This window comes from Pedobacter paludis (assembly GCF_003173575.1).
Classification (GTDB): Bacteria; Bacteroidota; Bacteroidia; order Sphingobacteriales; family Sphingobacteriaceae; genus Pedobacter; species Pedobacter paludis.
On sequence record NZ_QGNY01000002.1, the window covers coordinates 668,817 to 691,596 of the forward strand.

At 41.0% G+C, this 22,780-nt stretch carries 17 protein-coding genes and 1 tRNA gene; 14 read left to right on the forward strand and 4 right to left on the reverse strand.

Going from position 1 to position 22,780, the window contains the following annotated elements; genetic code table 11:
* Positions 1-20: 20 nt before the first annotated feature.
* The 3 genes from DF947_RS07360 to DF947_RS07370 all read left to right on the forward strand — a co-directional run bounded on the left by DF947_RS07360 (position 21) and on the right by DF947_RS07370 (position 9,567).
* Positions 21-94, forward strand: a tRNA-Asp gene (locus DF947_RS07360).
* 878 nt (positions 95-972) lie between these two features.
* On the forward strand, positions 973-8,625 hold the full coding sequence (locus DF947_RS07365; RefSeq protein WP_158526241.1) for a gliding motility-associated C-terminal domain-containing protein: 7,653 nt from the start codon (positions 973-975) through the stop codon (positions 8,623-8,625).
* A 57-nt stretch (positions 8,626-8,682) separates the two neighbouring features.
* The gene (locus DF947_RS07370; protein ID WP_109929048.1) at positions 8,683-9,567 is read left to right on the forward strand and encodes a PorP/SprF family type IX secretion system membrane protein; all 885 of its coding nucleotides are present in this window, start codon (positions 8,683-8,685) and stop codon (positions 9,565-9,567) included.
* Between the two features lie 566 nt (positions 9,568-10,133).
* Here DF947_RS07370 and DF947_RS07375 read toward each other — a convergent pair.
* Positions 10,134-11,036 carry a LysR family transcriptional regulator gene (locus tag DF947_RS07375; RefSeq protein WP_109929049.1) on the reverse strand — a complete coding sequence of 301 codons (903 nt, stop codon included), beginning with the start codon at positions 11,034-11,036 and terminating at the stop codon, positions 10,134-10,136.
* Between the two features lie 98 nt (positions 11,037-11,134).
* Here DF947_RS07375 and DF947_RS07380 point away from each other — a divergent pair, with 98 nt between their 5' ends.
* Both DF947_RS07380 and DF947_RS07385 read left to right on the forward strand, forming a co-directional pair.
* Entirely contained in the window at positions 11,135-11,764 is a 630-nt protein-coding gene (locus DF947_RS07380) for an NAD(P)H-dependent oxidoreductase (protein WP_109929050.1), read from the forward strand.
* Entirely contained in the window at positions 11,736-12,020 is a 285-nt protein-coding gene (locus tag DF947_RS07385; protein WP_109929051.1) for a putative quinol monooxygenase, read from the forward strand. Before DF947_RS07380 ends, DF947_RS07385 begins: the two co-directional genes overlap by 29 nt.
* A 1-nt stretch (position 12,021) precedes the next feature.
* On the opposite strand, the gene DF947_RS07390 is transcribed toward DF947_RS07385, so the two are convergent.
* Together DF947_RS07390 and DF947_RS07395 are read right to left on the reverse strand one after the other, a co-directional pair.
* Positions 12,022-12,876 carry an EamA family transporter gene (locus DF947_RS07390; protein ID WP_109929052.1) on the reverse strand — a complete coding sequence of 285 codons (855 nt, stop codon included), beginning with the start codon at positions 12,874-12,876 and terminating at the stop codon, positions 12,022-12,024.
* Positions 12,877-13,023: 147 nt separating this feature from the next.
* Entirely contained in the window at positions 13,024-13,371 is a 348-nt protein-coding gene (locus DF947_RS07395; protein ID WP_109929053.1) for a hypothetical protein, read from the reverse strand.
* Between the two features lie 120 nt (positions 13,372-13,491).
* Between DF947_RS07395 and DF947_RS07400 the strand changes: the two genes are divergently transcribed.
* Together DF947_RS07400 and DF947_RS07405 are read left to right on the forward strand one after the other, a co-directional pair.
* Positions 13,492-14,028 carry a superoxide dismutase family protein gene (locus DF947_RS07400; protein ID WP_109929054.1) on the forward strand — a complete coding sequence of 179 codons (537 nt, stop codon included), beginning with the start codon at positions 13,492-13,494 and terminating at the stop codon, positions 14,026-14,028.
* A 98-nt stretch (positions 14,029-14,126) separates the two neighbouring features.
* Complete coding sequence (locus DF947_RS07405) at positions 14,127-14,654, forward strand: biopolymer transporter ExbD (RefSeq protein ID WP_109929055.1); 528 nt, start codon at positions 14,127-14,129, stop codon at positions 14,652-14,654.
* Between the two features lie 116 nt (positions 14,655-14,770).
* On the opposite strand, the gene metK is transcribed toward DF947_RS07405, so the two are convergent.
* Positions 14,771-16,021: a methionine adenosyltransferase gene (metK, locus tag DF947_RS07410; protein ID WP_109929056.1), complete on the reverse strand. Its 1,251-nt coding sequence runs from the start codon at positions 16,019-16,021 to the stop codon at positions 14,771-14,773.
* Between the two features lie 225 nt (positions 16,022-16,246).
* On the opposite strand from metK, the gene DF947_RS07415 reads away from it, so the two are divergent.
* The 7 genes from DF947_RS07415 to DF947_RS07445 all read left to right on the forward strand — a co-directional run bounded on the left by DF947_RS07415 (position 16,247) and on the right by DF947_RS07445 (position 22,589).
* On the forward strand, positions 16,247-17,128 hold the full coding sequence (locus DF947_RS07415; protein WP_240615330.1) for a diacylglycerol/lipid kinase family protein: 882 nt from the start codon (positions 16,247-16,249) through the stop codon (positions 17,126-17,128).
* Positions 17,129-17,155: 27 nt separating this feature from the next.
* Positions 17,156-17,506, forward strand: coding sequence for a translation initiation factor (locus tag DF947_RS07420; RefSeq protein WP_109929058.1), 351 nt, complete (start codon positions 17,156-17,158; stop codon positions 17,504-17,506).
* Between the two features lie 312 nt (positions 17,507-17,818).
* Positions 17,819-19,414 carry a phosphoenolpyruvate carboxykinase (ATP) gene (gene pckA, locus DF947_RS07425; protein WP_109929059.1) on the forward strand — a complete coding sequence of 532 codons (1,596 nt, stop codon included), beginning with the start codon at positions 17,819-17,821 and terminating at the stop codon, positions 19,412-19,414.
* A gap of 298 nt (positions 19,415-19,712) precedes the next feature.
* Positions 19,713-20,543, forward strand: coding sequence for a MotA/TolQ/ExbB proton channel family protein (locus DF947_RS07430; protein ID WP_109925841.1), 831 nt, complete (start codon positions 19,713-19,715; stop codon positions 20,541-20,543).
* A 79-nt stretch (positions 20,544-20,622) separates the two neighbouring features.
* Complete coding sequence (locus DF947_RS07435; RefSeq protein ID WP_109925842.1) at positions 20,623-21,237, forward strand: biopolymer transporter ExbD; 615 nt, start codon at positions 20,623-20,625, stop codon at positions 21,235-21,237.
* Between the two features lie 3 nt (positions 21,238-21,240).
* Positions 21,241-21,747 carry an ExbD/TolR family protein gene (locus DF947_RS07440; protein ID WP_109929060.1) on the forward strand — a complete coding sequence of 169 codons (507 nt, stop codon included), beginning with the start codon at positions 21,241-21,243 and terminating at the stop codon, positions 21,745-21,747.
* Between the two features lie 20 nt (positions 21,748-21,767).
* Entirely contained in the window at positions 21,768-22,589 is an 822-nt protein-coding gene (locus tag DF947_RS07445) for an energy transducer TonB (RefSeq protein ID WP_109929061.1), read from the forward strand.
* Positions 22,590-22,780 lie beyond the last annotated feature (191 nt).

Here is a 22,780-nt window from a genome sequence, read left to right on the forward strand (position 1 = left end):
TTTTAAAAAGCAAACAAAACGGAGTGGTAGTTCAGCTGGTTAGAATGCCTGCCTGTCACGCAGGAGGTCGCGGGTTCGAGTCCCGTCCATTCCGCAACAAAAGCCTTAACTTGAAAAAGTTGAGGCTTTTTTTGCTTTCAAGACTTTTTAATTATAAGATTAATCAACTTACGAAATTTCCAGTGGCTGAGCAGGGTAGAATTTCGTCAGTTTAAAAGTTTCGCCAAATCAACTTACGAAATTTCCACGGGTTGAGCTGGGCAAAATTTCGTCAGTTTAAAAATATAAAAACGCTTACGAAGTTCTTAAGCGCCTGCCTCTAAACTACAGAAGTAGAATTTATCCTCTCTCCTAAAGAGAAAATCTAAGTGAAGTAGAACATATTTTACGCCTAGACGAAAAGTTCGCTCAAATTTTCAGAAAGACAAGGATTTTCATAAATGTTTTTAAATGTATTATTAAAACTACATGTTAATCATGGTGTGTATTGTTGAATTATTTGCTAAAAAATAGACGTCTCACATAATTTGCCAATTATCGTAGTTTTTGTGTCTCGCAACATCATAAAACGTTTAAGTAATAATTTTTTTCTTTTTCATCTATTTATAATCGGTCACTGATTAAATATTTTGACTGCCTGTTGATATACACAAAACCGGTTAATTATTCATTGGTCGTTTTGCTTGATTTTCAAAATCTTACATCTTTCAAAAAACCTGTATTATAAAAAATACACTGAAATCATAGTGCTTATTTCATGATTTTGGGGTATTTTTTTCTCTTTCCTTCTCTTCATTTTTGATGCGGACCTGTTTATGGGAGACTCGGGTCTTTTTGATGGTTGGCGCTTTGGCGATAAGTTAAAGCGCCAGGCTGTCGCTCCCAATTTCAATCTTCCTAAAAAGAGGTAAGGCTTTAAAAATAAATTAATGCAATCATCTTCAATTGATTGACCACATAATAATGAAGAATATGAAAATAAAACTACTTTTAATTATTTCTGTCTTAACACTCTTTGTATTGGGTAAAGCAAATGCACAACAATACAAATGGGCTAAAAATGGCGGCTCGGCGGCAACATTAAGTTCTAGTAATAGCATTAGTGTTAACTCGGCTAATGAAACCTGGATAGCACCAAGTACAACCAGCTTGAACCAGTTTAAAGATGCTTCTGGTGCAATAACAACCATTAACGGGGCAAGAATTGCAAAGTTTGATGCCAATATGAATATGTTGTGGAATGCAGGCATGCCCACAGGCGCCAACACGGTACAAATAGCAGCAGACCCTGATGACCCATCCATATTCTATATGGTTTTTCAGGCACAATTAAGCTCAGGAGGTGTTACCTATGGTGCTACTACGCTAACCGGACAGGCAGCAGCTCTTACTACAGTATTGGTTAAATGCCAAAGCACCGGTACAGGTATGGGCGGTAGTTATACATATATCTGGGCACGTAAAATTGATGGAGTGAGTGATGATAATGTAGCTGGGATAAAGGTTCGTAAAATCGGTGGTACAACTAAAATTGCTTTGCAAGGTTATACCCGTAGTCCTAAAATTACCAACTACGGTCCCTCATCTGTAGCGGCACAAGAGATTACCTTGCCAGCAGGTGGCGGGGCTGTTTACGATCAGTACATCAGTTGTTATGACGGTAGCGGTACGCCACTTTGGATCAATACTTTTGGAGCACAGGCTGTTAGTGAAATTAGTAGCAATGCCTTTGACATTAATGACGATGGGGATGTAATATATTCTGCTTTTGAGGGTGGTAACGTACTTGGGTCTCAGGCTTATATATTAAACAATAGTAGTGGTGCTGCACCTGGCACAGTAACGAGTACTACGTACACAGCTAATGTAACCACTCAACGCTTTATACTATTTAATTTTAAAGCTAATAATGGTACCATTCAATGGGCTTATGACAGGTTATCTACAAGCAGTGGCAATAATGCAAATCCAATTTCGATAACAACGGATGCTGGAAAAAATGTTTATATAAATTTTGTTTTTTCAGGCTCATGGCATCCAACTGGGGTTGTTTCTCCCTTAACAATAACCTCTTCTGGACTTACTGATTTGGGTTTGGTAGTAGTTGATAATACAGGCACGCCCATTCGTTCGCAACATTATGGTGGTACAGGTAATGATTTAGCTTCTCAATTTCAAAATGGCTTAGCTTTAGATCGCACCAGTAACTTGCTTTACATGGTTGGCCAAACCACAACAAATTTTACCACTGGTACAGCTACAGTTGCGGGCTCAGGTACTTATACCGGTTTTTTATTAGGCGTAAATAGTACAGGAACAATGTCGGCAGTTTCGGCTGTAACCATCAATAGTTCTGTAGCTAGTTTTACGGATTATTATGGATCTGTAGGTGTATTGAGTAACGGTGATGTGATAGGCGTAGGCCAATACGCGGTAAGTGCCAGCAATAGTGTGAATGGTGGTGCTGCGGTGATGCCGAAAACAGCTTATGGTTATGGCGATATTGCAATGACTAGATTTTCAAGCAGTACATTGGTGCCAACAGGTGCAGAAGCAGGCTGGGGCGCTCGTATTGCAGCATCAATCGGCGCAGTAGCCATGCAGGGCAATAAATTAATTTCTGGCGGTACATTTTCTGGCACGATGACGCTTGGTCCAACTACATTAACTGCAGGTAGCAATAGTTCGTTTATCGCAGTTACAGATACCTTATCAGGAAGTATTACGGCTGCATACAATGTTTTGGGCGCATCTAACTCTTTGGCCGATATGAAAGTGAACCCAACAGATGGATCTATTTACATGCTGGTTGGGGCAGGCGGTAATATTTTGCCACCGGGTGCAACAAGCAGGGGTAATACCATTTCAGGTGGTAAAAACCAAGCCTATATCATAAAATTAAACAGCAGTTACGTTTACCAGTGGACGGCAGTATTAAATGGTACTGAAGCAACTAACCCCACCATTTTAAATGTCGATCCAACTACAGGCGATGTATATGTATCGGGTAATTTTACCAGCCCCAGTATAAAATGGGTAAATGACGCCAATACAATTTCGACAGATATTGCAAGCAACAGCAATACAGGTCTTCCCATTTCTCAAGATGTATTTGTTGCTAAATTTAACAGTGCAGGTATTTATCAATGGATAACCACAGGTGGTAACCCAAGTAATGCAGTGAATGATGGCAACAGTGCAAATAAAGGCCTTATATTTAGTGGTGGAAGCGTATATGCAGGTTTTAGCTCTGCTAATAATGCTGGAGAAACTTTCAGTTTTGGAGGGCAATCTTTTGTTACTGCACCAACAGCTACCAGAGGCGCTTCAGATATGGCATTGATAAAATTAAATGCCAGTACAGGTGTTGCAGATTGGATAAAGAATTGGGGTGGAGGTAGCGCCTTAGAGCCTATAACCAGTCTTGGTGTTTATGGAGGCAATGTATATGTAGCGGGTTATAGCAGTGGTAACATTACTAATTTTGGTGCAGCAGGATCTTTTGTTACTGTTGGAGGTAATGATGCATTTGTTTTTGCGGTAGATGCTACAACAGGTATCGAACAAGCCGTTCCACTAGCTCGTATCGGTGGTAATGGAAGCGATGTTATTAATGCCATAGATATAGATGCAATTGGTAATATATTTTATATTGGTAGTACATCAACAACAACAGCGACCACTGCATTCCCTTATGTAACCAGCGGAAGCAGTGATTGGTTAACAGGTAGTTTAGAGGCCAGTACTTTAACCCCTAAATTTACTTTCGTAAATGGGTCTGTAGGTCAAGATGGAGGTAATGGCATTATACATGGCAAGCCTGGAACCTTATTTACAGGTGGACAATTATTAAACAATGCAAACTTCGGTGCGGCAGGTACTTTAATTGCAAGTAGTGCAGGCGAGTATGCCTATGCCCGTATAGATTACCCATACATTGCCCCAGGTGCAGCAGTAAGTAATTTAAATGCTTGGTACAAAGCCAACGCAGCGGTTACGCTAACAGGTGCCAATGTAACCCAATGGAAAAACAGCACCACCAATAGCGCATTAACAACATTAAACAATACAGGTACAGTTCCTTTTGCTTCTTCGGTAATTAATTATAACCCAAGTTTAAAAATTACAGGAACTACAAATTATTTAAGTCAGAACAACATATCGTCTCCTGATTTTTTAAACGCGGCTGGTAATCAGTACACAGTTTATACTGTAATTAAACCTGCTACAGCATCTTCTTTAACCCTTTGGAGCGAGCCAACAACCAATACAAGTTTATCAATTGGCGCTACAGGTGTAACCGTAACAGGTACTGGTGGTGCCAAAACAGCAACAATATCACCAGATTTATCTACAGTAAATAATTATTCTTTGATTGCCACAACAGTAGCTGGAGGCACAATTAGGACTTTCGTTAATGGTGTGGCAAATGGTACTCAAACTGGTGCAACAGCTTTAAGTACAACCAATCCCGGTACATTTGGTATTAACGGTTCAGGCACCACTGACGTAGCTGAGGTTGTAACTTATGGCTTGGCGCATGCTGCAGGTGCTACCAATATGAACCAGATTAATACATATTTCGGTTTAAAATATGGGATTACCCTTGCTTCCAATTATTATGATACGGAAGGTAATCTGCTTTTCAATGCAGATGGCGCTGGAACAACATATTTGTATGATAATAATATTGCAGGTTTAGGTTTTGATGAAAATGAACGATTAGTTCAAGCACAAGGTATCAGTCAAAATACAGCCAATAAAGGTAATATGATTACCATTGGTTTAGGTACAGTTGCAACTGATAATGTAAGCAATGTAAATACACCCGCTTCCGCTGGCTTAAGCTATTTAGTTTGGGGCGATAATGCAGGCGATGTAGCCACAGCTAGTAGTGCAGGCCTCCCAACAGGCGCAAGTTCTTGTTCTACACGTTTAGCCCGCCAGTGGCAGGTTAACCACACAGGCGTCGCCCTGGGTGCAACACAAACTAAAATAGACTTAACAGGTACAGCCTTGGCAGGAACTTCAGCTGCTAATGTTAAATTATTAATTGACCAAGATGGTGATGGAAATTTCACCACGGGTACTATAACAACCATAACGGCAACAAGTGTAACAGCAAATGTTGCAACTTTCGATAATGTGGCTTGGGATGCTGATGCTAATGGAAAGGATATTTTTGCAGTGGCTTCAATGCCAGCTGCCCCTGTTTTGGCTGTAACGAACCCATCTTCGGTAAACATGCCAGCAACTGTGAATATAACTTTGCCTGCAGTTACGGCCGGTAGTGATACAGGTGCTGGTTTTGCATACACTTATTGGAAAGATGCTGCGGCAACGGCATTGCCAATGACCAATGCAGAAGCATCTGCGATTGCAGTAGGTGGTACCTATTATATAAAATTGACCAATACAAGTACAGGTTGTTTTGTAATTATGCCCGTTGTAGTAACCATCACTGGAGATGCGACGGTAACATTGACATCGCTAAGTGCCGACGCAACAAAATGTATTAATAATGCAATAGCAAACACTGAAATAAATTTTTTAACTACTAACACCACTGCGGCTAGCATTACTTCAGGTAGTTTACCAACTGGTGTAAATCTTGTATTTGACGCACCAACTCAAACAATTAAAATATATGGAATACCAACAGTTTCTGGCTCTTTCCCATATACTGTTACGGTAACAGGTGCAGGCGCATCTGCTTCGGCAAGCGGAACAATTACAATTAATCCCGATGCGACAAATATCCTGACTTCAGCTCCTGGAACGGATTCACAACATCCATGTTCGGGAAACTCTATAACTGATATAACTTATGCAATTACAAATCAGTCAAGTGTAACACTTTCACCGGCTTTGCCTTCTGGGTTAACAAGTAGTTTTTCAGGAGGTTTATTTAGAATTTATGGTACTCCAACAACATCGGGGGTTTACAATTATACGCTAACAGCAACAAGTGGATGTCTATCTGCGGTTAAAACTGGATCAATTTCTGTAAATGATTTACCAAATGCACCAACCGTTTCAGTTTCTCAAACAGCCTGTGGAACACCAACTGGCGGAATAAGCATTACTGCTGTAGCAGGTGAAACGTATAGCATAAATGGAGGCGGTTACACAATAAATACAATTTACAATGGATTAGCCCCAGGTTCTTATAGCATTCTGGCAAAGAATGGCAATGGTTGTATTTCGGCAACATCGACCGATGTCACCATTAATGCTGCCCCTGTAACAGCGAACGCACCAGCGGTATCTGTAACGGCACAGCCAATCTGCGGAACGCCGACGGGAAGCATCAGCATTACAGCGGTTGCGGGCGAGACCTACAGTGTAGACGGAAGTGCGTATACTTCAGCCTTAACTTATTCGGGCCTGGCTCCGGGATCACACAGTATCCTGGCCAAAAGCGCTGACGGCTGTACCTCTACGGCAACGAACATTACGATAAACCCTGCCAAGGCAACAGCAAACGCACCAGCGGTAGCAGTTACTGCCCAGCCGGTATGCGGAACGCCGACCGGAAGCATCGGCATTACAGCGGTTGCGGGCGAGACCTATAGTGTTGACGGCGGAGCTTATTCAGCTACCCTGACCTATAGCGGTTTAGCGCCTGGACCACATGCGGTAACAGCCAAGAGCGCTGACGGCTGTACCTCTACGGCAACGAACATTACAATAAACCCTGCGAAAGCTGTAGCAAACGCCCCTCTGGTATCTGTAACGGCACAGCCTGTGTGCGGAACGCCGACGGGAAGCATTGCCATAACCGGCGTAGCTGGCGAGACGTACAGTGTTGACGGAAGTGCGTATACGGCAACGTTGACCTACGCAGGCTTGGCTCCGGGATCTCATAGTATCCTGGCCAAAAGTGCTGACGGCTGTACCTCTACGGCAACAAACATTACAATAAGCCCGGCGAAGGCAACGGCGAACGCCCCTGCGGTATCTGTAACTGCACAGCCTGTGTGCGGAACGCCGACCGGAAGCATCAGCATTACAGCGGTTGCGGGCGAGACCTACAGTGTTGACGGAAGTGCGTATACTTCAACCTTAACTTATTCTGGCTTGGCTCCGGGACCACATGCGGTAACGGCAAAAAGCAGTGACGGCTGTACCTCTACGGCAACGAACATTACAATAAACCCTGCGAAGGCAACGGCGAACGCCCCTGCGGTAGCGGTAACGGCCCAGCCGGTGTGCGGAACGGCAACGGGAAGCATTGCGATTACTGGTGTAACGGACGAGACCTACAGCATCGACGGCGGTGCATATTCTGCGAGCCTGACCTATGCGGGTTTAACCCCCGGTACGCACATCGTAAAGGCGAGGAGCATCGACGGGTGTGTCTCTACGGGCACGGACGTTGTGATCGGCCCTGCGAAGGTGGTGGCAGCGGCACCCGTGGTAACGGTAACTGCCCAGCCTACCTGTGCGCTGGCTACGGGAAGCATCTCGATAGCAGGTGTAACGGGCAATACCTACAGTCTGGACGGAAGCGCCTATACCGCGACCCTGACCTACAGCGGACTGGCCAGCGGAAGCCATACGGTAACCGCGAAGAGCGCGGACGGGTGTATCTCGAACGCAGCGAACATAACCATCAGCGCCCAGCCCGCAACGCCCGTGGCAACAATTGCCTACGGCTCGGCGCAGTACCAGGCTGTGGGCACGGCAAGCGTGATCCAGACCGGCCAGACGGGCGGAACGTACACGGCCAGCCCGTCGGGACTGGGCATCAGCGGAACTACCGGAGCGATCGACCTCGGTGCGAGCACGCCCAACCAGACCTATACGGTAACCTATACGTTCAGCAACGGAAGCTGTACGGGCACGGCAACGGCAACGGTGAGGGTAAACTCTACGCCTGCCACGATAGCCTACGCGAAGCCTGCCTACTGCGCAGGCGGAACGGCCGACATCATCAGGACGGGCCCTGCGGACGGAACCTATACGGCCAGCGGAAGCGGGCTGAGGATAAATGCCTCTACGGGAACCATAAACCTTGGAGCAAGCACACCGGGAAGCTATACGGTAACCTATACCTACCGGGACGGAACGATCACGGCGACTGCGGTTACCACTGTGACGGTTAACGCAATGCCGGTGGTATCGGTATCGAGCGACCTTGGCACGGACATCTCGAAGGGGGACATCGTTACCCTTACGGCAGCGGGGGGAACCTCTTACAGCTGGAGCGGACCGGACATCCAGAGCGGACAGAATACGGGAACGCTTAAGGTACGCCCGAGACAGACGGCGACCTATACGGTAACGGCGACCAGCGCCAGCGGATGCTCGGATATTGTACAGATCACCATCACGGTAACGGACGACTTCAAAGTGGTCCCGAACAACGTGATTACCCCGAACGGGGACGGTAAGAACGATACCTGGGTTGTGAAGAACCTGGACTATTACCCGAACAACACGGTGGGGATCTACGACCGTGCGGGCAGAAAGGTCTACGGAACGAGCAGTTATAAGAACGACTGGGACGGCACCTACAACGGCCAGCCGCTGGCGGAGGGCGCCTACATCTACGTGATCGACCTGGGCAAGGGCATCGGGCTTCTTAGGGGCACGATCTCGATCATCAGGGACAACAGATAACAGAAGAAAACAGAAACAGGCCCTCCCTCGGGGGAGGGCCATCAAGAACATAAGAGAATGAAAAAGATACTAACGATATCGGCAATGCTACTATTGGGCGGAACGGGATATGCCCAGCTCAACCCTATGGGGAGCATGTACTACCAGAACCAGTACCTGGCAAACCCGGCCATGGCGGGAATAAACAGCGGATGGGCGGTGAGTGCCGGCTACAAGGCGCAGTGGACGGCAATAGAATATGCCCCTGCCATGGAGGCGGTAACCGCTGAGCACGGCTCGGGGAACGGGAAGGTCGGCTTCGGGCTGAACCTGTTCAACGACCGTGCGGGCGTTGTGCAGCGCACCAGCGCAAAGGCGAGCTATGCGTACCACCTTCCGCTGAACGGGGGGAGGAGCTATCTGGACTTCGGCCTCTCGGCGGGGATCATGGACGAGTGGGTGGACTTCAACCGGGTAAGGGGCGACCTTACGGACCCGGGCCTCTATAACTTCAACCAGCGGAGCCTGTACTTCGACGGTGACTTCGGGATCGCGTACCGTGATGGCGGGCTTACGGTTCAGGGCGCACTGCCGAACCTGAAGCGCTTCCTCGACCGGGACCTTCAGCGCACGGTCGCCGACCGCTCGCTGTACATGGCCAGCGCAGGCTACCGCTTCGAGAACAGCAACGGGTCTGCGCTGTCGAGCATCGAGCCGAAGGTGGTGTACCGCGGGGTGGAGAACTACAGGGATATTTTTGACGCGGGCGCGAACCTGGAGTTCTTCGGGAGCAGGCTCCTGCTGAGCGGGATGTACCACAGCACAAACAGCGTTACCCTCGGGGCGGGCACCACCTACAAAAACCAGCTCTCCATCCTGGTACAGTACACCACCAACACCTCCGACCTGCAGAACTACAGCAACGGGGAGGCAGAGATATCGCTCAGGTACAGTTTTAAATAAAAAGGCAAATAACAAAGATAGTGATGGCCGGAAGAGGTAGAGTTGTTAGGAGTGGGCTGAAGCCCCGTATTGAAAAGTACCTGGCTGGAATGTAGATTATTTGAAACTGGAGAATAGAGCAGGCGAATGAATTGATCATAAAGGCAACATCAGCCCCGCCATTCTGAAAAATGGATGTGTGAGGAATGAAAACCTGGAGGATGTGGAACACTCTGTTTCCGAGCATACAAATTTGTTTTACTTGCATCCATAAAAGTAAAAGCGTGGAGTCCTTAAAGACTGCGGGTGCACAGCAGTATCATATGCAAAGAGATCTCTATGTAAAAAAATCAAGCCTTTCTAATCTCCAATATTCACAATTAGGTTATCCTGCTAGTAAATATATAATAGATTGATCAAAAGAAGCACTTAGATTGTAAGATCTTCACTAATTTTTAAGATAATTTCAATATAATCCTTTCCACTATTTTTTTTGGATCGAAAATTTAAATTTTGGGTTCTCGAATTTTTTTTGATAAAACTCACTATGTTTTTTGAGCCTTGTGAGTTAGGTGCTTTTCATACAATTATATACTTACCATTACTTCTTTAAATAAATCTTTAATCAGATTTATTTCCGTTTGATATTGGGTTTTTTTTCTGGATCCGAAATAGAGCGTGTTCTTAAGCTTTGGCGAACCTTCCCAAATTACTTTTACCCTTCCATCCTCAACTTCTTTTTTGCACAAAAAATCAGGAATTATTGCCAATCCATTTCCACCAGAAAGACAGCGCACGATGGAATTTAAGTTGGGTACAATATAATTTGGTCTAAAATCCGCATGCTTGCCAAAATTTAATTGCCAAAAACGAAATAAGTGTTCCATGTCTCCTGTAGTTCCATACCACTTTTGTTGCTTTAGCCAAATTTCTATTGCGTCCAAATCTTTCTTCTTTACCAATTGCCTAAACTCACTTTCATCCGTTTCTATCCCGCCAACCAGAACAATTGTTTCAGATGAAAACGCCTCGTGCTCTACATTTGCCGAAGTTCCTTTTTGGGGTGTAATAATTAAATCCAAAACGCCCTTGTCCAGTTGATTGAGCATTTCTGGATATTCTCCAAAACGAATAATTACATTAAACGGAAGTGTAGAAATATATTGTTCCAGCGTAATCTGGAAGGTTTCAAAGCACATCCCAACACTAATGGTTGGCGTATGTTTCTCTGTGCTTTTCTGAAAATGTTTTTCTGCTTCTTCTAGTTTAACCAGGGGTTCGATAATAAAATTATAAAGTATCTTACCCTTTTCGGTAGGGATCATTTTCCGACCGGTACGCTCAAATAGTTTTGAGCCAACATAACTTTCTAAGGAACTTAAATGTAAGCTTACCCCTGGCTGTGAAATAAATAAACTTTCTGCTGCACCGGTTAATGTACCTGTTTTGTAAACCGCCTTAAAACTTCTGTACCATTCTAAATTTACCATATTCAAGTATTATAATTCTGATACAAAGCTATAAATTAACTTGTTTTAGTAATAGCTTAAGCTGAAGTAATTTTGTGGAATCAAAATATAAAAACGATATGACAAAGATATTCATCATAAACGGAGGACAAAAATTTGGTCACTCTGGCGGAAGATTTAACGAAACAATTGCATCAGCAACAGAAGATTTTTTTAATAACCTTGAAGGTTTTGAAGTTAAGTCAACAAATATTAATCACAATTATGATCCCAAAGAAGAAGTTGAAAAGTACGTTTGGGCCGATGTTGTAATTTATCACACACCAATTTGGTGGTTTCAGATTCCGCATGAGTTTAAAAAATATATCGATGTAGTTTTCTCTGAGGGTTATAAAAAAGGAATTTACATCAGCGATGGTAGAACATCAGCCAACCCAACACGTAACTATGGAACCGGTGGCATGTTGCATGGAAGAAAGTATATGGTTACTTCATCTTGGAATGCTCCAAAGGAAGCGTTTATTTTACCCGACGAATTTTTTATGGAAACGAGTGTAGATGATGGAGCGCTTTTTGGCTTTCATAGAATGAATGCATTTACGGGCATGGAACGGATTGATGGCATGCATTTTCACGATGTAGAGAAAAATGCAGATATTTTAAAAGATTTAAAAACGTACAGAGAACATTTAAGCAACCAATTTTTAAACATAAAGGAATATGAGCATTTATCTAACGGCAATAATTAAAGGTAAAGCCGATACCACAGCCGCGTTAAAAAGTATTTTGTTAAATATGGTTTCTAATTCGCGAAGGGAAGAAGCCTGCCTGCAATATGATTTACATGAATCACCAACTGACAACACTTTTATCTTTCAGGAAGAATGGGCAAGCCAAAGTGGATTAGATATGCACAATCAGCAAAGCTATATCCAGTCTTTTGTAGAGAAATCTTTGGAATTAACAGATTCTATCGTAATTTATAAAACAAAAAAGCTGGCTTAAATTATAGTCTTGCTTTTCTGGCCGTAATTGCAGATCCTGCTGAAGCGATAACCACAAATGCAACAGCCAAGCTCTCTTTAAAAGATAGATGTTCTTGAAGGAATACAAATGCAGCCAATGATGCAACTGCAGGTTCTAGGCTCATCAAAATGCTAAATGTTCTTGCAGGGAGTTGTTTTAAAGCTTTAATTTCTAAAGTAAATGGAATGGCACTTGAAAGTAATGCAAGTGCTGTTCCTAAGCCCAATAATTTAGGGGTTAAAAGGTTCAATCTACCATTAAAAATACCAAATGGCAATATGAGTAATGTTGCAAAGAGCATTCCTACGGCAACGGCGTCTCCACCTTTCATAATTTTTGAGATTCTGCCACCGAGAATAATATAAGCTGCCCAAAAAGCACCCGCAAGCAGGGCAAGCAAAGCCCCAACCAGATCTAATCCATTGTTACTGGTCCACGGTGCAATTAAAGCAATACCAATCGCCGCCATCAGCACCCAAAGAAAATCTATCGCTTTTTTTGAAGAAAAAATAGCAAGAATTAAAGGTCCAACAAATTCTAATGTAACGCCTAAGCCAATGGGTATTCTCTCTATGGCTAAGTAAAATACCATGTTCATGGCACCAAGAGAAAGACCATAAAGTATCACATATTTCCACTGCTTGCCATTAAGTTTAAGCAAATTGGGTCTAAATGCAATAAACAAAATCAATGCAGATAAACCGATTCTTAATGATGCTGTTGCAGCGGCACCCAATTCAGGAAAAAGCCCTTTAGCAATTGCCGCACCGCACTGCACACTTATAATGGATAATAAAACGGCTGGAATTGGAGGGATATTTATTTTGCTTTTCATGGAATGAATTCGGGGAATGAGCCCGCGAAGTTACAAAAATCAATTTCATCAATGGCCGATTTTATAGAAACGATCCCAAGCCGATGCCGTTATAAATATGAGGGCATAAAAAAGGGGTTTGATATTTCAAACCCCTTATCTATTTTGTTAAGCAAATAATTCTTGCTCATCTCGATCGGCGGTTGGGATCTTCTTTAAAAAATCATCGAAAGCTGGGCCCTCGTTATCCGAATAAATACCGTAAGCATCTAATATGTATCCTATATTTTTGTCCTGATCTTCTACCAAATATAAAACAGAATTATCTGCTGGGTCAGAATCTCCCTCAAATCGGTAAGTTTTTACTATAGTCAAATCCTCTGGTTTGTAAATCTTTTCCAAAGTTTTGCTTTGCATTTTACCGTGATCAGAAATTTTTAATTCGTTATCTTTTCCTTTCAGCCTCAATTTCTCCAAAATTTGGCTCAAAGTGTTCATTGCAATTGGCTGTTCCATAGTTATAATGATTTTATAAAGATTAAACACCTGGTATCTGAAATGGTTTTATAATCTAAAATTAAAAGGCAAACTAAATGACTACCAATGTGTTTGATAATTAAACTAAAAATTAATCCGATGAAAAAATATTTTTTAGGTCTAGCCATTGCAACCATTGCACTAGCATCATCATGTTCAACATCAAAGTCCGATAAAGAGATTGCATCTGCAACATTAACAGAAACCGCCGATAATACCAAGACCATCGGTACAGCTAAGTTTTATCAGGAAGGCGATGGTAAAATTAAAATGGAACTTGTTATGGATTTTGCCGCCAGGGCAGATAGTAATGTTGCAGTTCATTTTCATGAGCATGGAGATTGTGGCGATATGGGCATGAACACACACGGACATTGGAACCCTACGAAAGAAAATCATGGAAAATGGGGTTCAGCAGCTTATCACAGTGGCGATATCGGTAATATAAAATTGGATAGTAAAGGCCACGGTAGTGTAACTGTAACTACAGATAGGTGGAGTATTGCCGATGGCGACTTAAAAAACATTATTGGTAGAGGGATAATTGTTCATGGTGGTACCGATGATTATACAACCCAACCAACTGGTAATTCTGGCCCAAGGGTAGGTTGTGGTGTTATTGAAGCGGTAAAATAAAATTTAACTTACTTAAAACGCAAAGCGATTAAATTTTTAATCGCTTTTTTTATGCAATTGGTTTCTAGTTGTCATCATAATAAAAAAAACCTAAAAATATGGCAACTCTAAACGAATCTCAAAGCGGCAAGGCCGTTAAAGGAAAAACCAAAAAATCTGCACCTAGGGTAGATCTTACAGCAATGGTCGATTTAATGTTTCTACTAACTACGTTCTTTATGCTCACCACAACACTCGGAGATTTAAATGTTGTGGATGTTGCAAAACCTGAAGAATCTTTGGTTCAAGGTCCTTATCCAGCATCTAGAACAATGACTATTTTATTGGGTAAGAATAATGAAGTTGCATATTATATGGGCGAACCAGATAAGGCTGAAATTAAAACTTCATCATTAAAAAATATTGAAAGCAATATCCTCTCTTCAAAACAATTGGTGGCTAAAACGCATAACAACAATCCATCAAAACACATGATCGTAATTATTAAGCCAACTAAAACATCCACCTATAAAGATTTTGTTGATGTGCTGGATGAAATGAAAATAACCAACATCAAAGCTTATGCAATAGATGATGACCACATAACTGATAAAGAAAAAGACTTTATGAAGTTGAAGGGTATATAGCTAACCTAATGTTTGACCATTCTGCTAAGCCAATCGAAGGTTTCTTGGGTTGTAATTATTCTAAAGCAAAAAGTCCCGATTTTCATCGGGACTTTTTAAATATGATCATTCGAGAATTAAATTCCGAAAGCGGCCTTAACCTGATCCGTATAATCCAGTTTTTCCCAGGTAAACAAATCAACCGTAACACTTTTTTCCTCACCGTTCGGTGTTCTAAAAGTCTTGGTAACGGTTTCAGGGGTTCTGCCCATGTGCCCGTATGCCGCGGTTTCGCTATAGATCGGGTTTCTAAGCTTTAAGCGCTGTTCAATGAAATAAGGGCGCATATCAAAAATAGACTCTACCTTTTTGCTGATCTCGCCGTCTGTTAAGCCTACTTTGGCAGTGCCATAAGTAACCACGTTTATCGATGTTGGCTTTGCAACACCGATGGCATAAGAAACCTGAACCAGAACCTCATCCGCAAGGCCTGCAGCAACAAGATTTTTCGCGATATGACGTGTAGCATAGGCCGCACTTCTATCTACCTTACTGGGGTCTTTTCCGGAGAAGGCACCACCGCCGTGAGCACCTTTTCCACCGTAAGTATCCACAATAATTTTTCTGCCTGTTAAACCGGTATCCCCGTGCGGGCCGCCAATTACAAATTTTCCGGTCGGGTTGATGTGATAGGTAATCTGATCGTTGAACAAATGTGCGTACTGGGGATATTTAGCCTTAACCCTAGGAATCAGGACAGAAACCAGATCCGATTTAATCTTCGCCAGCATGGCTGCCTCCTCGTCAAAATCATCGTGCTGTGTCGAGATTACGATGGCATCGATCCGCTGCGGTTTGTTGTCGTCAGAATATTCAAGCGTTACCTGAGATTTTGCATCGGGGCGAAGATAGGTAATCTCAGAATTTTCTCTTCTCAGATTGGCCAGCTCCCTTAACAAGGCATGAGACAGATCCAGTGCCAATGGCATATAGTTTTCGGTTTCGTTGGTTGCATAACCGAACATCATCCCCTGGTCTCCGGCACCCTGTTCTTCCTTGCTGCTTCTGTCCACTCCCTGGTTAATATCCTGAGACTGCTCATGTATGGCAGACAAAATACCGCAGGAATTTGCCTCGAACATGTACTCGCTTTTGGTATAGCCAATTTTCTTGATTACATCGCGGGCAATCTGCTGTACATCCAGATAAGTTTTGGATTTAACCTCTCCAGCCAGAATAACCTGTCCGGTGGTTACCAGCGTTTCGCACGCAACCTTTGATTCCGGGTCGAAAGCCAGAAAGTTATCAATTAATGCATCCGATATCTGATCGGCAATTTTATCCGGGTGGCCTTCAGAAACAGATTCTGATGTAAATAAGTATGACATTTATTAAAATTAATATTGGTAAACAAACAAATTAATAATTGCCAAAACCTCTCGAAAACAGGTTTTAAAATGATTGTAGGAGGCATTAGCAATTTTTTTAAGTGGTTGCAATCCGGTCCCGAAGATTCGGGATAGCAAATCAATCCACTTTTAATGGTTGCAAAAATAGTATATTTTCTTTATTTCAAAAATTATAGATTATTTTGTACCCTCATTCTTTACAACTTGCAAAGCAAAACCAACATCCTCTTTATCATAAACCCAATCTCTGGCGGAAAGGGCAAATTGCGCATTCCCGACTTTATAGATAAGTATTTAGATAAGGAAAAGTTTAGCCCCAACTTCATTTTTACAGAATATGTAGGGCATGCTGGCGAACTGGCAGATGAAGCATCAATTAAAAATTTTGACATAATCGTGGCAGCTGGAGGGGATGGTACCATTAATGAAGTCGCCACGAAGGTTTTGCAACACAACAAAATTTTAGGGGTTCTTCCGTTGGGATCAGGAAATGGCTTGGCCAGGTTTTTAAATATTCCCAAAAATTTGCGACAGGCTATTTTATTGATCAATAATTTAAAAATTGATAAAATAGATTCTGCTACATTTAATAATAAATCCTTTTTTAATCTCGCAGGGATGGGTTTTGATGCGCATTTAAGTGCTGTTTTCTCTGGTGATAAAAAAAGAGGTTTAAGCGGATATGTAAAACTTGGATTCCAAGAAGTATTTAGTTATAAACCTCAGCTGTACGTTATAAATATAGATGGAACTGAATATCGGCGAAAAGCATTCGCAGTTACCATTGCCAACTCATCGCAATATGGCAACGATGTTTTTATTGCTCCATCAGCTTCTGTAAAGGATGGCCTTCTAGATGTATGCATTATTAAGCCTTTTTCATTGCTTAAGTTACCTATGTTAAGTTATATCATGTTAAGAGGTACGGCAGAAACATCAGACATGATTGAAATAATAAAAGGTAAGAACATTAAAATTATCCGTCAAAAAGAAGGTGCAGTGCATGTAGATGGCGAACCATTGCAAATGGGAGCGGAGATCGAAGCCATTGTAAATCCATTATCTTTACAGGTAATTGTTCCATAATTTATTTTCTACCTTACATTTGTTGATATGAAACCAAAGAAAAATAGTTTAAGCGATCTTGGCGGAATCATGTATTCTACAAATCCAGAATTTGAATACGAAGAAGAAGTAGATGACACCGTTACAGCTCCAAACCAGCAACAAGATTTACGGGTTATGCTCGATAAGAAAAACCGTGGAGGTAAGGCCGTAACACTTATTACAGGTTTTAGGGGTAAGCAAGAAGATTTAGAAGTACTGGGTAAGATGCTTAAAACCAAATGTGGCGTTGGCGGTTCCGTAAAAGACGGAGAAATCATGATTCAAGGCGATGTTCGCGATAAAGTGATGGGAATTCTTCAAAAAGACGGTTACAAAGTAAAAAAAGCTGGAGGCTAATCTGTTTTGCAATTCATTGCCGTTGGTTTCAACCAACGGAATATTGATGAGTACTATTCAAATAGATCGTTGTCAAAGAAAGAATTTATCGCTTTTGCAATTCATTGCCGTTGGTTTCAACCAACGGATAAATCAAAAACACCTTAGTGTATATTTTTAAATTTTTTAACCTTAATTATTTGTGTTTATATAGTTGATAATCAAATATTTGAATCATAGTGTAAAAGCTACAATATGTAAATAATTACATTAAAACATTAGTTTTTTTGAATGATTAGTCAGTACATTTGCATCACTAACTAACTTATTGTTATGAGCAAAAAGAAACTGCAAACGCCAGATTTAAGCTATTTAAATCTAGGCGACAACATTGCTGTAAAGTACCAACTATCATCCCCAGAATTAGTTGAAGAAGCGTTAAACAACAAGGAAGGCAATTTGGCGTCTTCCGGAGCTTTAGCGATTGACACAGGAAAATTTACCGGTCGTTCTCCAAAAGATCGATTTATTGTAAATGATAGCATTACAGAAAGCACCGTTTGGTGGGGCGATGTAAACATTAAAATCAGCCCTGAAAAATTCGACTTACTATATAATAAGGTTACAGGGTATTTAAGTGATAAAAAAATATATGTAAGAGATTCATCTGCATGTGCCGATGCAGATTATTCTATCTCTATAAGAATAATTACCGAAACAGCTTATCAAAATCTCTTTGCAAATAACTTATTCATTAGGCCAGAAGATGATAGTTTAGGAGAAAACCCAGAATGGACAATCATTGCTGCACCGGGCTTTTTGGCTAATCCATTGGTTGACGGTACCAGACAAGAAAATTTTTCAATCTTAAATTTTACCAAAAAAATCATTTTAATTGGTGGAACGGGTTATACAGGAGAAATTAAAAAGGGAATTTTTTCTGTACTTAACTTTATCCTTCCGATTTACAAAAACACACTTTCCATGCATTGCTCTGCCAATGTTGGCGAAGCGGGCGATACCGCAATCTTTTTTGGCTTATCCGGAACAGGAAAAACAACTTTATCTGCAGACCCGAAAAGAGGTTTAATCGGAGATGACGAACATGGATGGGGAAGCGATTCTGTCTTTAACTTCGAGGGCGGTTGTTATGCCAAATGTATCGATTTAACCCAAGAGAAAGAACCACAGATTTTTAATGCCATCAAATTTGGCTCATTATTAGAAAACATCAATTACTTTCCAGAAACAAGGGAGGTCGATTTTTCGAACATCGAAAAAACAGAAAATACCCGTGTGGCATATCCGATAGAGTACATCGATAATGCTATTCTGCCTTCTGTAGCACCAATTCCAAAAAACATATTCTTTTTAACAGCCGATGCTTTTGGCGTTTTGCCTCCAATTTCCAAATTAAACGTAGAGCAGGCTATGTTTCATTTTATGAGCGGTTATACGGCTAAGGTAGCAGGCACGGAAGCAGGCATTACAGAACCTCAGCTAACGTTTTCAGCTTGCTTCGGGAAAGCTTTTCTCCCTTTACACCCATCAAGATATGCAGAATTGCTTGGAGAAAAAATGCAAAAACACCAAGTAAATGTTTGGCTGGTAAATACAGGTTGGTCTGGAGGTGCATATGGTGTAGGCAAAAGAATGAAATTGAGTTATACCAGGGCAATGATAACGTCGGCACTAAATGGAGATCTAGATCATAATCAGTATAAACAGCATCATGTTTTTAAATTAATGATGCCTTTACATTGTCCTAACGTTCCGAGTGAAATTTTAGACCCTTCCAAAACATGGAATAATCAAGAAGAATACTTCCTAAAAGCTTATGAGCTCAATAACGCATTTGCGGAAAATTATAAGCAGTTTGACGAGGCGAATACCCAAATGTTACAACAAAAAGAGTTAAAATTGTGTTAAATGCACTTTAAAATGCATTTTTTGCATCAAAAATTTGCAATTAGATTTTTTTTTAGTTTTTATTGTGAAAGAATTGCCTCCGGCTGAGGCAATTTTTTTGTTATACACCCTTTGTGATTACCGTAAACTAAATCTTAAGTAACGATTTAATTGTTTATTGATTTATTAATTTGTAATTTAAATCAAAGTTATAAATTTGTTTTTCGCAACAAAATCAGATAAGAAACGTTGTGTGTATTACAAAAGAAAAAACAGCTAAAAATTAAAAACAAGAACTAAAACTAAAATTTAAAAAAAAATGGCAAACGCACCAAAACCGACAACTGTTAAAAAAGAGAGCTCTTCAAGTGCTTCAAATGTATTTGCAACATTCGTTATTCCAATCTGTATTGTAATTGGATTCTGTGTTTGGAGATTCGTATTCGGAGAAGGAAGTAACTTTATTGATGGTGACAGAGAAAAATTACCTTTAGCAGGAAACTATCTTGGAACAGCATACAAAGGAGGTCCTATCGTAGCGATCTTAGTAGGATTACTTTTAGTAGTTATTGTATTCTCTATAGAGCGTTTCATCGTTATCGGTAAAGCAAGTGGAAAATCAAGCTTAGATACTTTTATCCGTAAAGTACAAGGTTTATTAAGCGCAGGAAACATCGATGCAGCTAAAGCTGAGTGTGACAAACAACAAGGTTCTGTTGCTAACGTAATTAAATCAGGTTTAAAAAAATATAGCGAAGTTGAAGCTGATACTAACATGGATGTTGAGCAATCAATCGTTGCTATCCAAAAAGAGGTAGAAGAAGCAACTGCTTTAGAAATGCCAATGTTAGAGCAAAACTTAACCGTAATCGCAACTTTGGTATCAATTGGTACATTGGTAGGTTTATTGGGTACAGTAACAGGTATGATCCGTGCATTCGCCGGTTTAGCAAACTCTGGTGCTCCAGATCAATCAGCATTAGCGGTAGGTATCTCTGAGGCACTTATCAATACTGCAACTGGTATCTTGGTATCAACTGTAGCAATTATCATGTATAACGTATTAACTTCTAAAATTGATAAGTTAACTTACGCTATCGATGAAGCTGGTTTCAGCATCGTTCAAACATACGCTAGTTCGCATAAATAAGAATTTTGAAAAAATTTTTACCGGCTTTATGGAAAACCGGAAAAAAGATCATCATTATTAAAAACTAGTAATTTATATTATGCCTAGAATAAAAGTTAAAAGAACAAGTACCGTAACAGATATGACTGCCATGTGTGATGTGGCTTCATTGTTACTTACTTTCTTCATATTAACTGCAACTGCAAGGCAACCAGAACCACTAGCTGTACAAACCCCCTCATCTACGTATGAGTTTAAGGTGCCAGCAGAAAATAACGCAATTTTAACAATTGGGCAGGGTAAGGTTTTCTTTGAAGTAGCAGGAAATAAAGTAAGGGCTAAAACCTTAGAGTTAATTGGTCAACAATATAACATTAGCTTTACTCCAGAAGAAATACAACGTTTTTCAGTAATCTCAACTTTTGGTGTACCAGTTTCAGATCTGAAAAAGTTTATTGCAATGTCTGGATCAGACAGGATGAAGCCAGGCGTGCAAACCGGAATTCCTACAGATTCAACTGACAATCAGTTAAACTCATGGGTTTTACAAGCTCGTACCGCAACAGCCGAGATTAATCAACAGCCAATGCGTGTGAGTATTAAAGGTGATGCCAAAGAGGAATATCCTGTAATTAAAAAGATTGTTGATGTACTTCAGAAACAAAAAGTGAATAAATTTTTGTTGGTTACAAACTCTGAAGCTAAAAAGAAATAAGAAATGGCAGAATTAAATACAGGCGGGAAGAAGGCCACACCAAGGGTTGATATGACTCCGATGGTAGATTTGATGTTTCTTTTGGTAACATTCTTTATTTTAACAACATCAATATCTACGCCACAAGCAATGGATATTGTGAAGCCAGATAAAGACGACAAAAATTTGGATAACAGATTAGAGTTGAAAGCCTCTAAAACAATGACTATTTTATTAGGTAAGAAAGATAAAGTAGCATGGTATATGGGCGAGGCTGGTAAAACAGCTCCAACTTATGAAAGCTTATCCCAAGTTGACAAAGCAATCATCGCAAATAGAAAAGTTGCTGATGCATCTGGAATTAAAGGAGAGTTTGTTGTTTTGGTAAAACCAACCAGCGGATCTACATTCCAAAACTTTGTGGATATAATGGACGAATTGGAAATATTAAAGGTAAAAGTTCGTCAGATTGATGATGATAATATCCTTGATGCAGAAAAAGAGTCGATGAAATCTCAAGGTATTTTATAATAAAGTTAAACTCAATAATCATGTCAAAATTAGATATATTTAGAAGTGAGTGGCTTGAAGTAGTTTTTGCTGATAAAAACAAAAGCTATGGTGCTTACCAGTTGCGTAAGACCAATGGAGCCAATACGACTAGGGCTTTGATTATCGGTTCAGTAATTTTTCTTATTTTATTTTTCTCTCCAAAAATCTACAGCCTTATTAAAGGTTCAATGGATAATCAGGATGAGCAATTAAAAGCACAGGAAGTAATTATCGCTCCACCGCCCCCAGTTGATCCAAAAACACCTCCACCTCCACCGGTAGAGCCACCGCCACCAAAAGTGGATCAGGTAAAAATGCCACCTCCAATCGTTAAGCCAGATGAGCAAGTACGTGATGAGGAACCACCAACAGTAGAAAAGTTGAAGGAAGCAGATCCTGGTCAAAGAGATATTAAAGGTGATCCAACCGCAGACATTCAGATTGCTGAACCTGTTGGTGAAGGCCCGAAACGTACCGAGGCAGTTGCTGTTGATGATAACAAAGTTTATGACTTCGTTAGTATCGAGAAACAACCAGAATACCCAGGAGGTATTGCTAAGTTCTACAAATACTTAGGTGGTGCAATCAAATATCCGCCAATGGCACAAGAAAACAACGTACAGGGTAAAGTATTTTTATCTTTCGTTGTAGAAAAAGATGGTAAATTGACAGATATCCAAGTTACCCGCGGTTTGGGTAGCGGAACTGATGAAGAAGCTATCCGTGTACTAAAAGCAAGCCCACGTTGGAACCCAGGTATCCAAAATGGTAAGCCGGTAAGGGTAAAATACAACATCAACGTAAACTTTACATTGAACTAATAGTAAATGTTAAATTTTGATATTTTTAAGCAAAAATCGCCTAAACAGCGGTTTTTGCTCATTTTAGGCCTTATCATGTTCGTTTTTTACGTGATTTTAGGTTTAGCATTTATCTTTTGGAAAGGCCTTAATTTGAATATTCCTTACTATGGCAAGGTGGCAATTGGAATTTTCCTGATTATTTATGCTTT

Bases quoted from the DNA above. Each gene is read 5' to 3' on its own strand.
- DF947_RS07365 (WP_158526241.1), top strand. From the start codon at position 973: ATGAAAATAAAACTACTTTTAATTATTTCTGTCTTAACACTCTTTGTA.
- DF947_RS07370 (WP_109929048.1), top strand. From the start codon at position 8,683: ATGAAAAAGATACTAACGATATCGGCAATGCTACTATTGGGCGGAACG.
- DF947_RS07375 (WP_109929049.1), bottom strand. From the start codon at position 11,036: ATGGTAAATTTAGAATGGTACAGAAGTTTTAAGGCGGTTTACAAAACA.
- DF947_RS07380 (WP_109929050.1), top strand. From the start codon at position 11,135: ATGACAAAGATATTCATCATAAACGGAGGACAAAAATTTGGTCACTCT.
- DF947_RS07385 (WP_109929051.1), top strand. From the start codon at position 11,736: ATGAGCATTTATCTAACGGCAATAATTAAAGGTAAAGCCGATACCACA.
- DF947_RS07390 (WP_109929052.1), bottom strand. From the start codon at position 12,876: ATGAAAAGCAAAATAAATATCCCTCCAATTCCAGCCGTTTTATTATCC.
- DF947_RS07395 (WP_109929053.1), bottom strand. From the start codon at position 13,371: ATGGAACAGCCAATTGCAATGAACACTTTGAGCCAAATTTTGGAGAAA.
- DF947_RS07400 (WP_109929054.1), top strand. From the start codon at position 13,492: ATGAAAAAATATTTTTTAGGTCTAGCCATTGCAACCATTGCACTAGCA.
- DF947_RS07405 (WP_109929055.1), top strand. From the start codon at position 14,127: ATGGCAACTCTAAACGAATCTCAAAGCGGCAAGGCCGTTAAAGGAAAA.
- metK (WP_109929056.1), bottom strand. From the start codon at position 16,021: ATGTCATACTTATTTACATCAGAATCTGTTTCTGAAGGCCACCCGGAT.
- DF947_RS07420 (WP_109929058.1), top strand. From the start codon at position 17,156: ATGAAACCAAAGAAAAATAGTTTAAGCGATCTTGGCGGAATCATGTAT.
- pckA (WP_109929059.1), top strand. From the start codon at position 17,819: ATGAGCAAAAAGAAACTGCAAACGCCAGATTTAAGCTATTTAAATCTA.
- DF947_RS07430 (WP_109925841.1), top strand. From the start codon at position 19,713: ATGGCAAACGCACCAAAACCGACAACTGTTAAAAAAGAGAGCTCTTCA.
- DF947_RS07435 (WP_109925842.1), top strand. From the start codon at position 20,623: ATGCCTAGAATAAAAGTTAAAAGAACAAGTACCGTAACAGATATGACT.
- DF947_RS07440 (WP_109929060.1), top strand. From the start codon at position 21,241: ATGGCAGAATTAAATACAGGCGGGAAGAAGGCCACACCAAGGGTTGAT.
- DF947_RS07445 (WP_109929061.1), top strand. From the start codon at position 21,768: ATGTCAAAATTAGATATATTTAGAAGTGAGTGGCTTGAAGTAGTTTTT.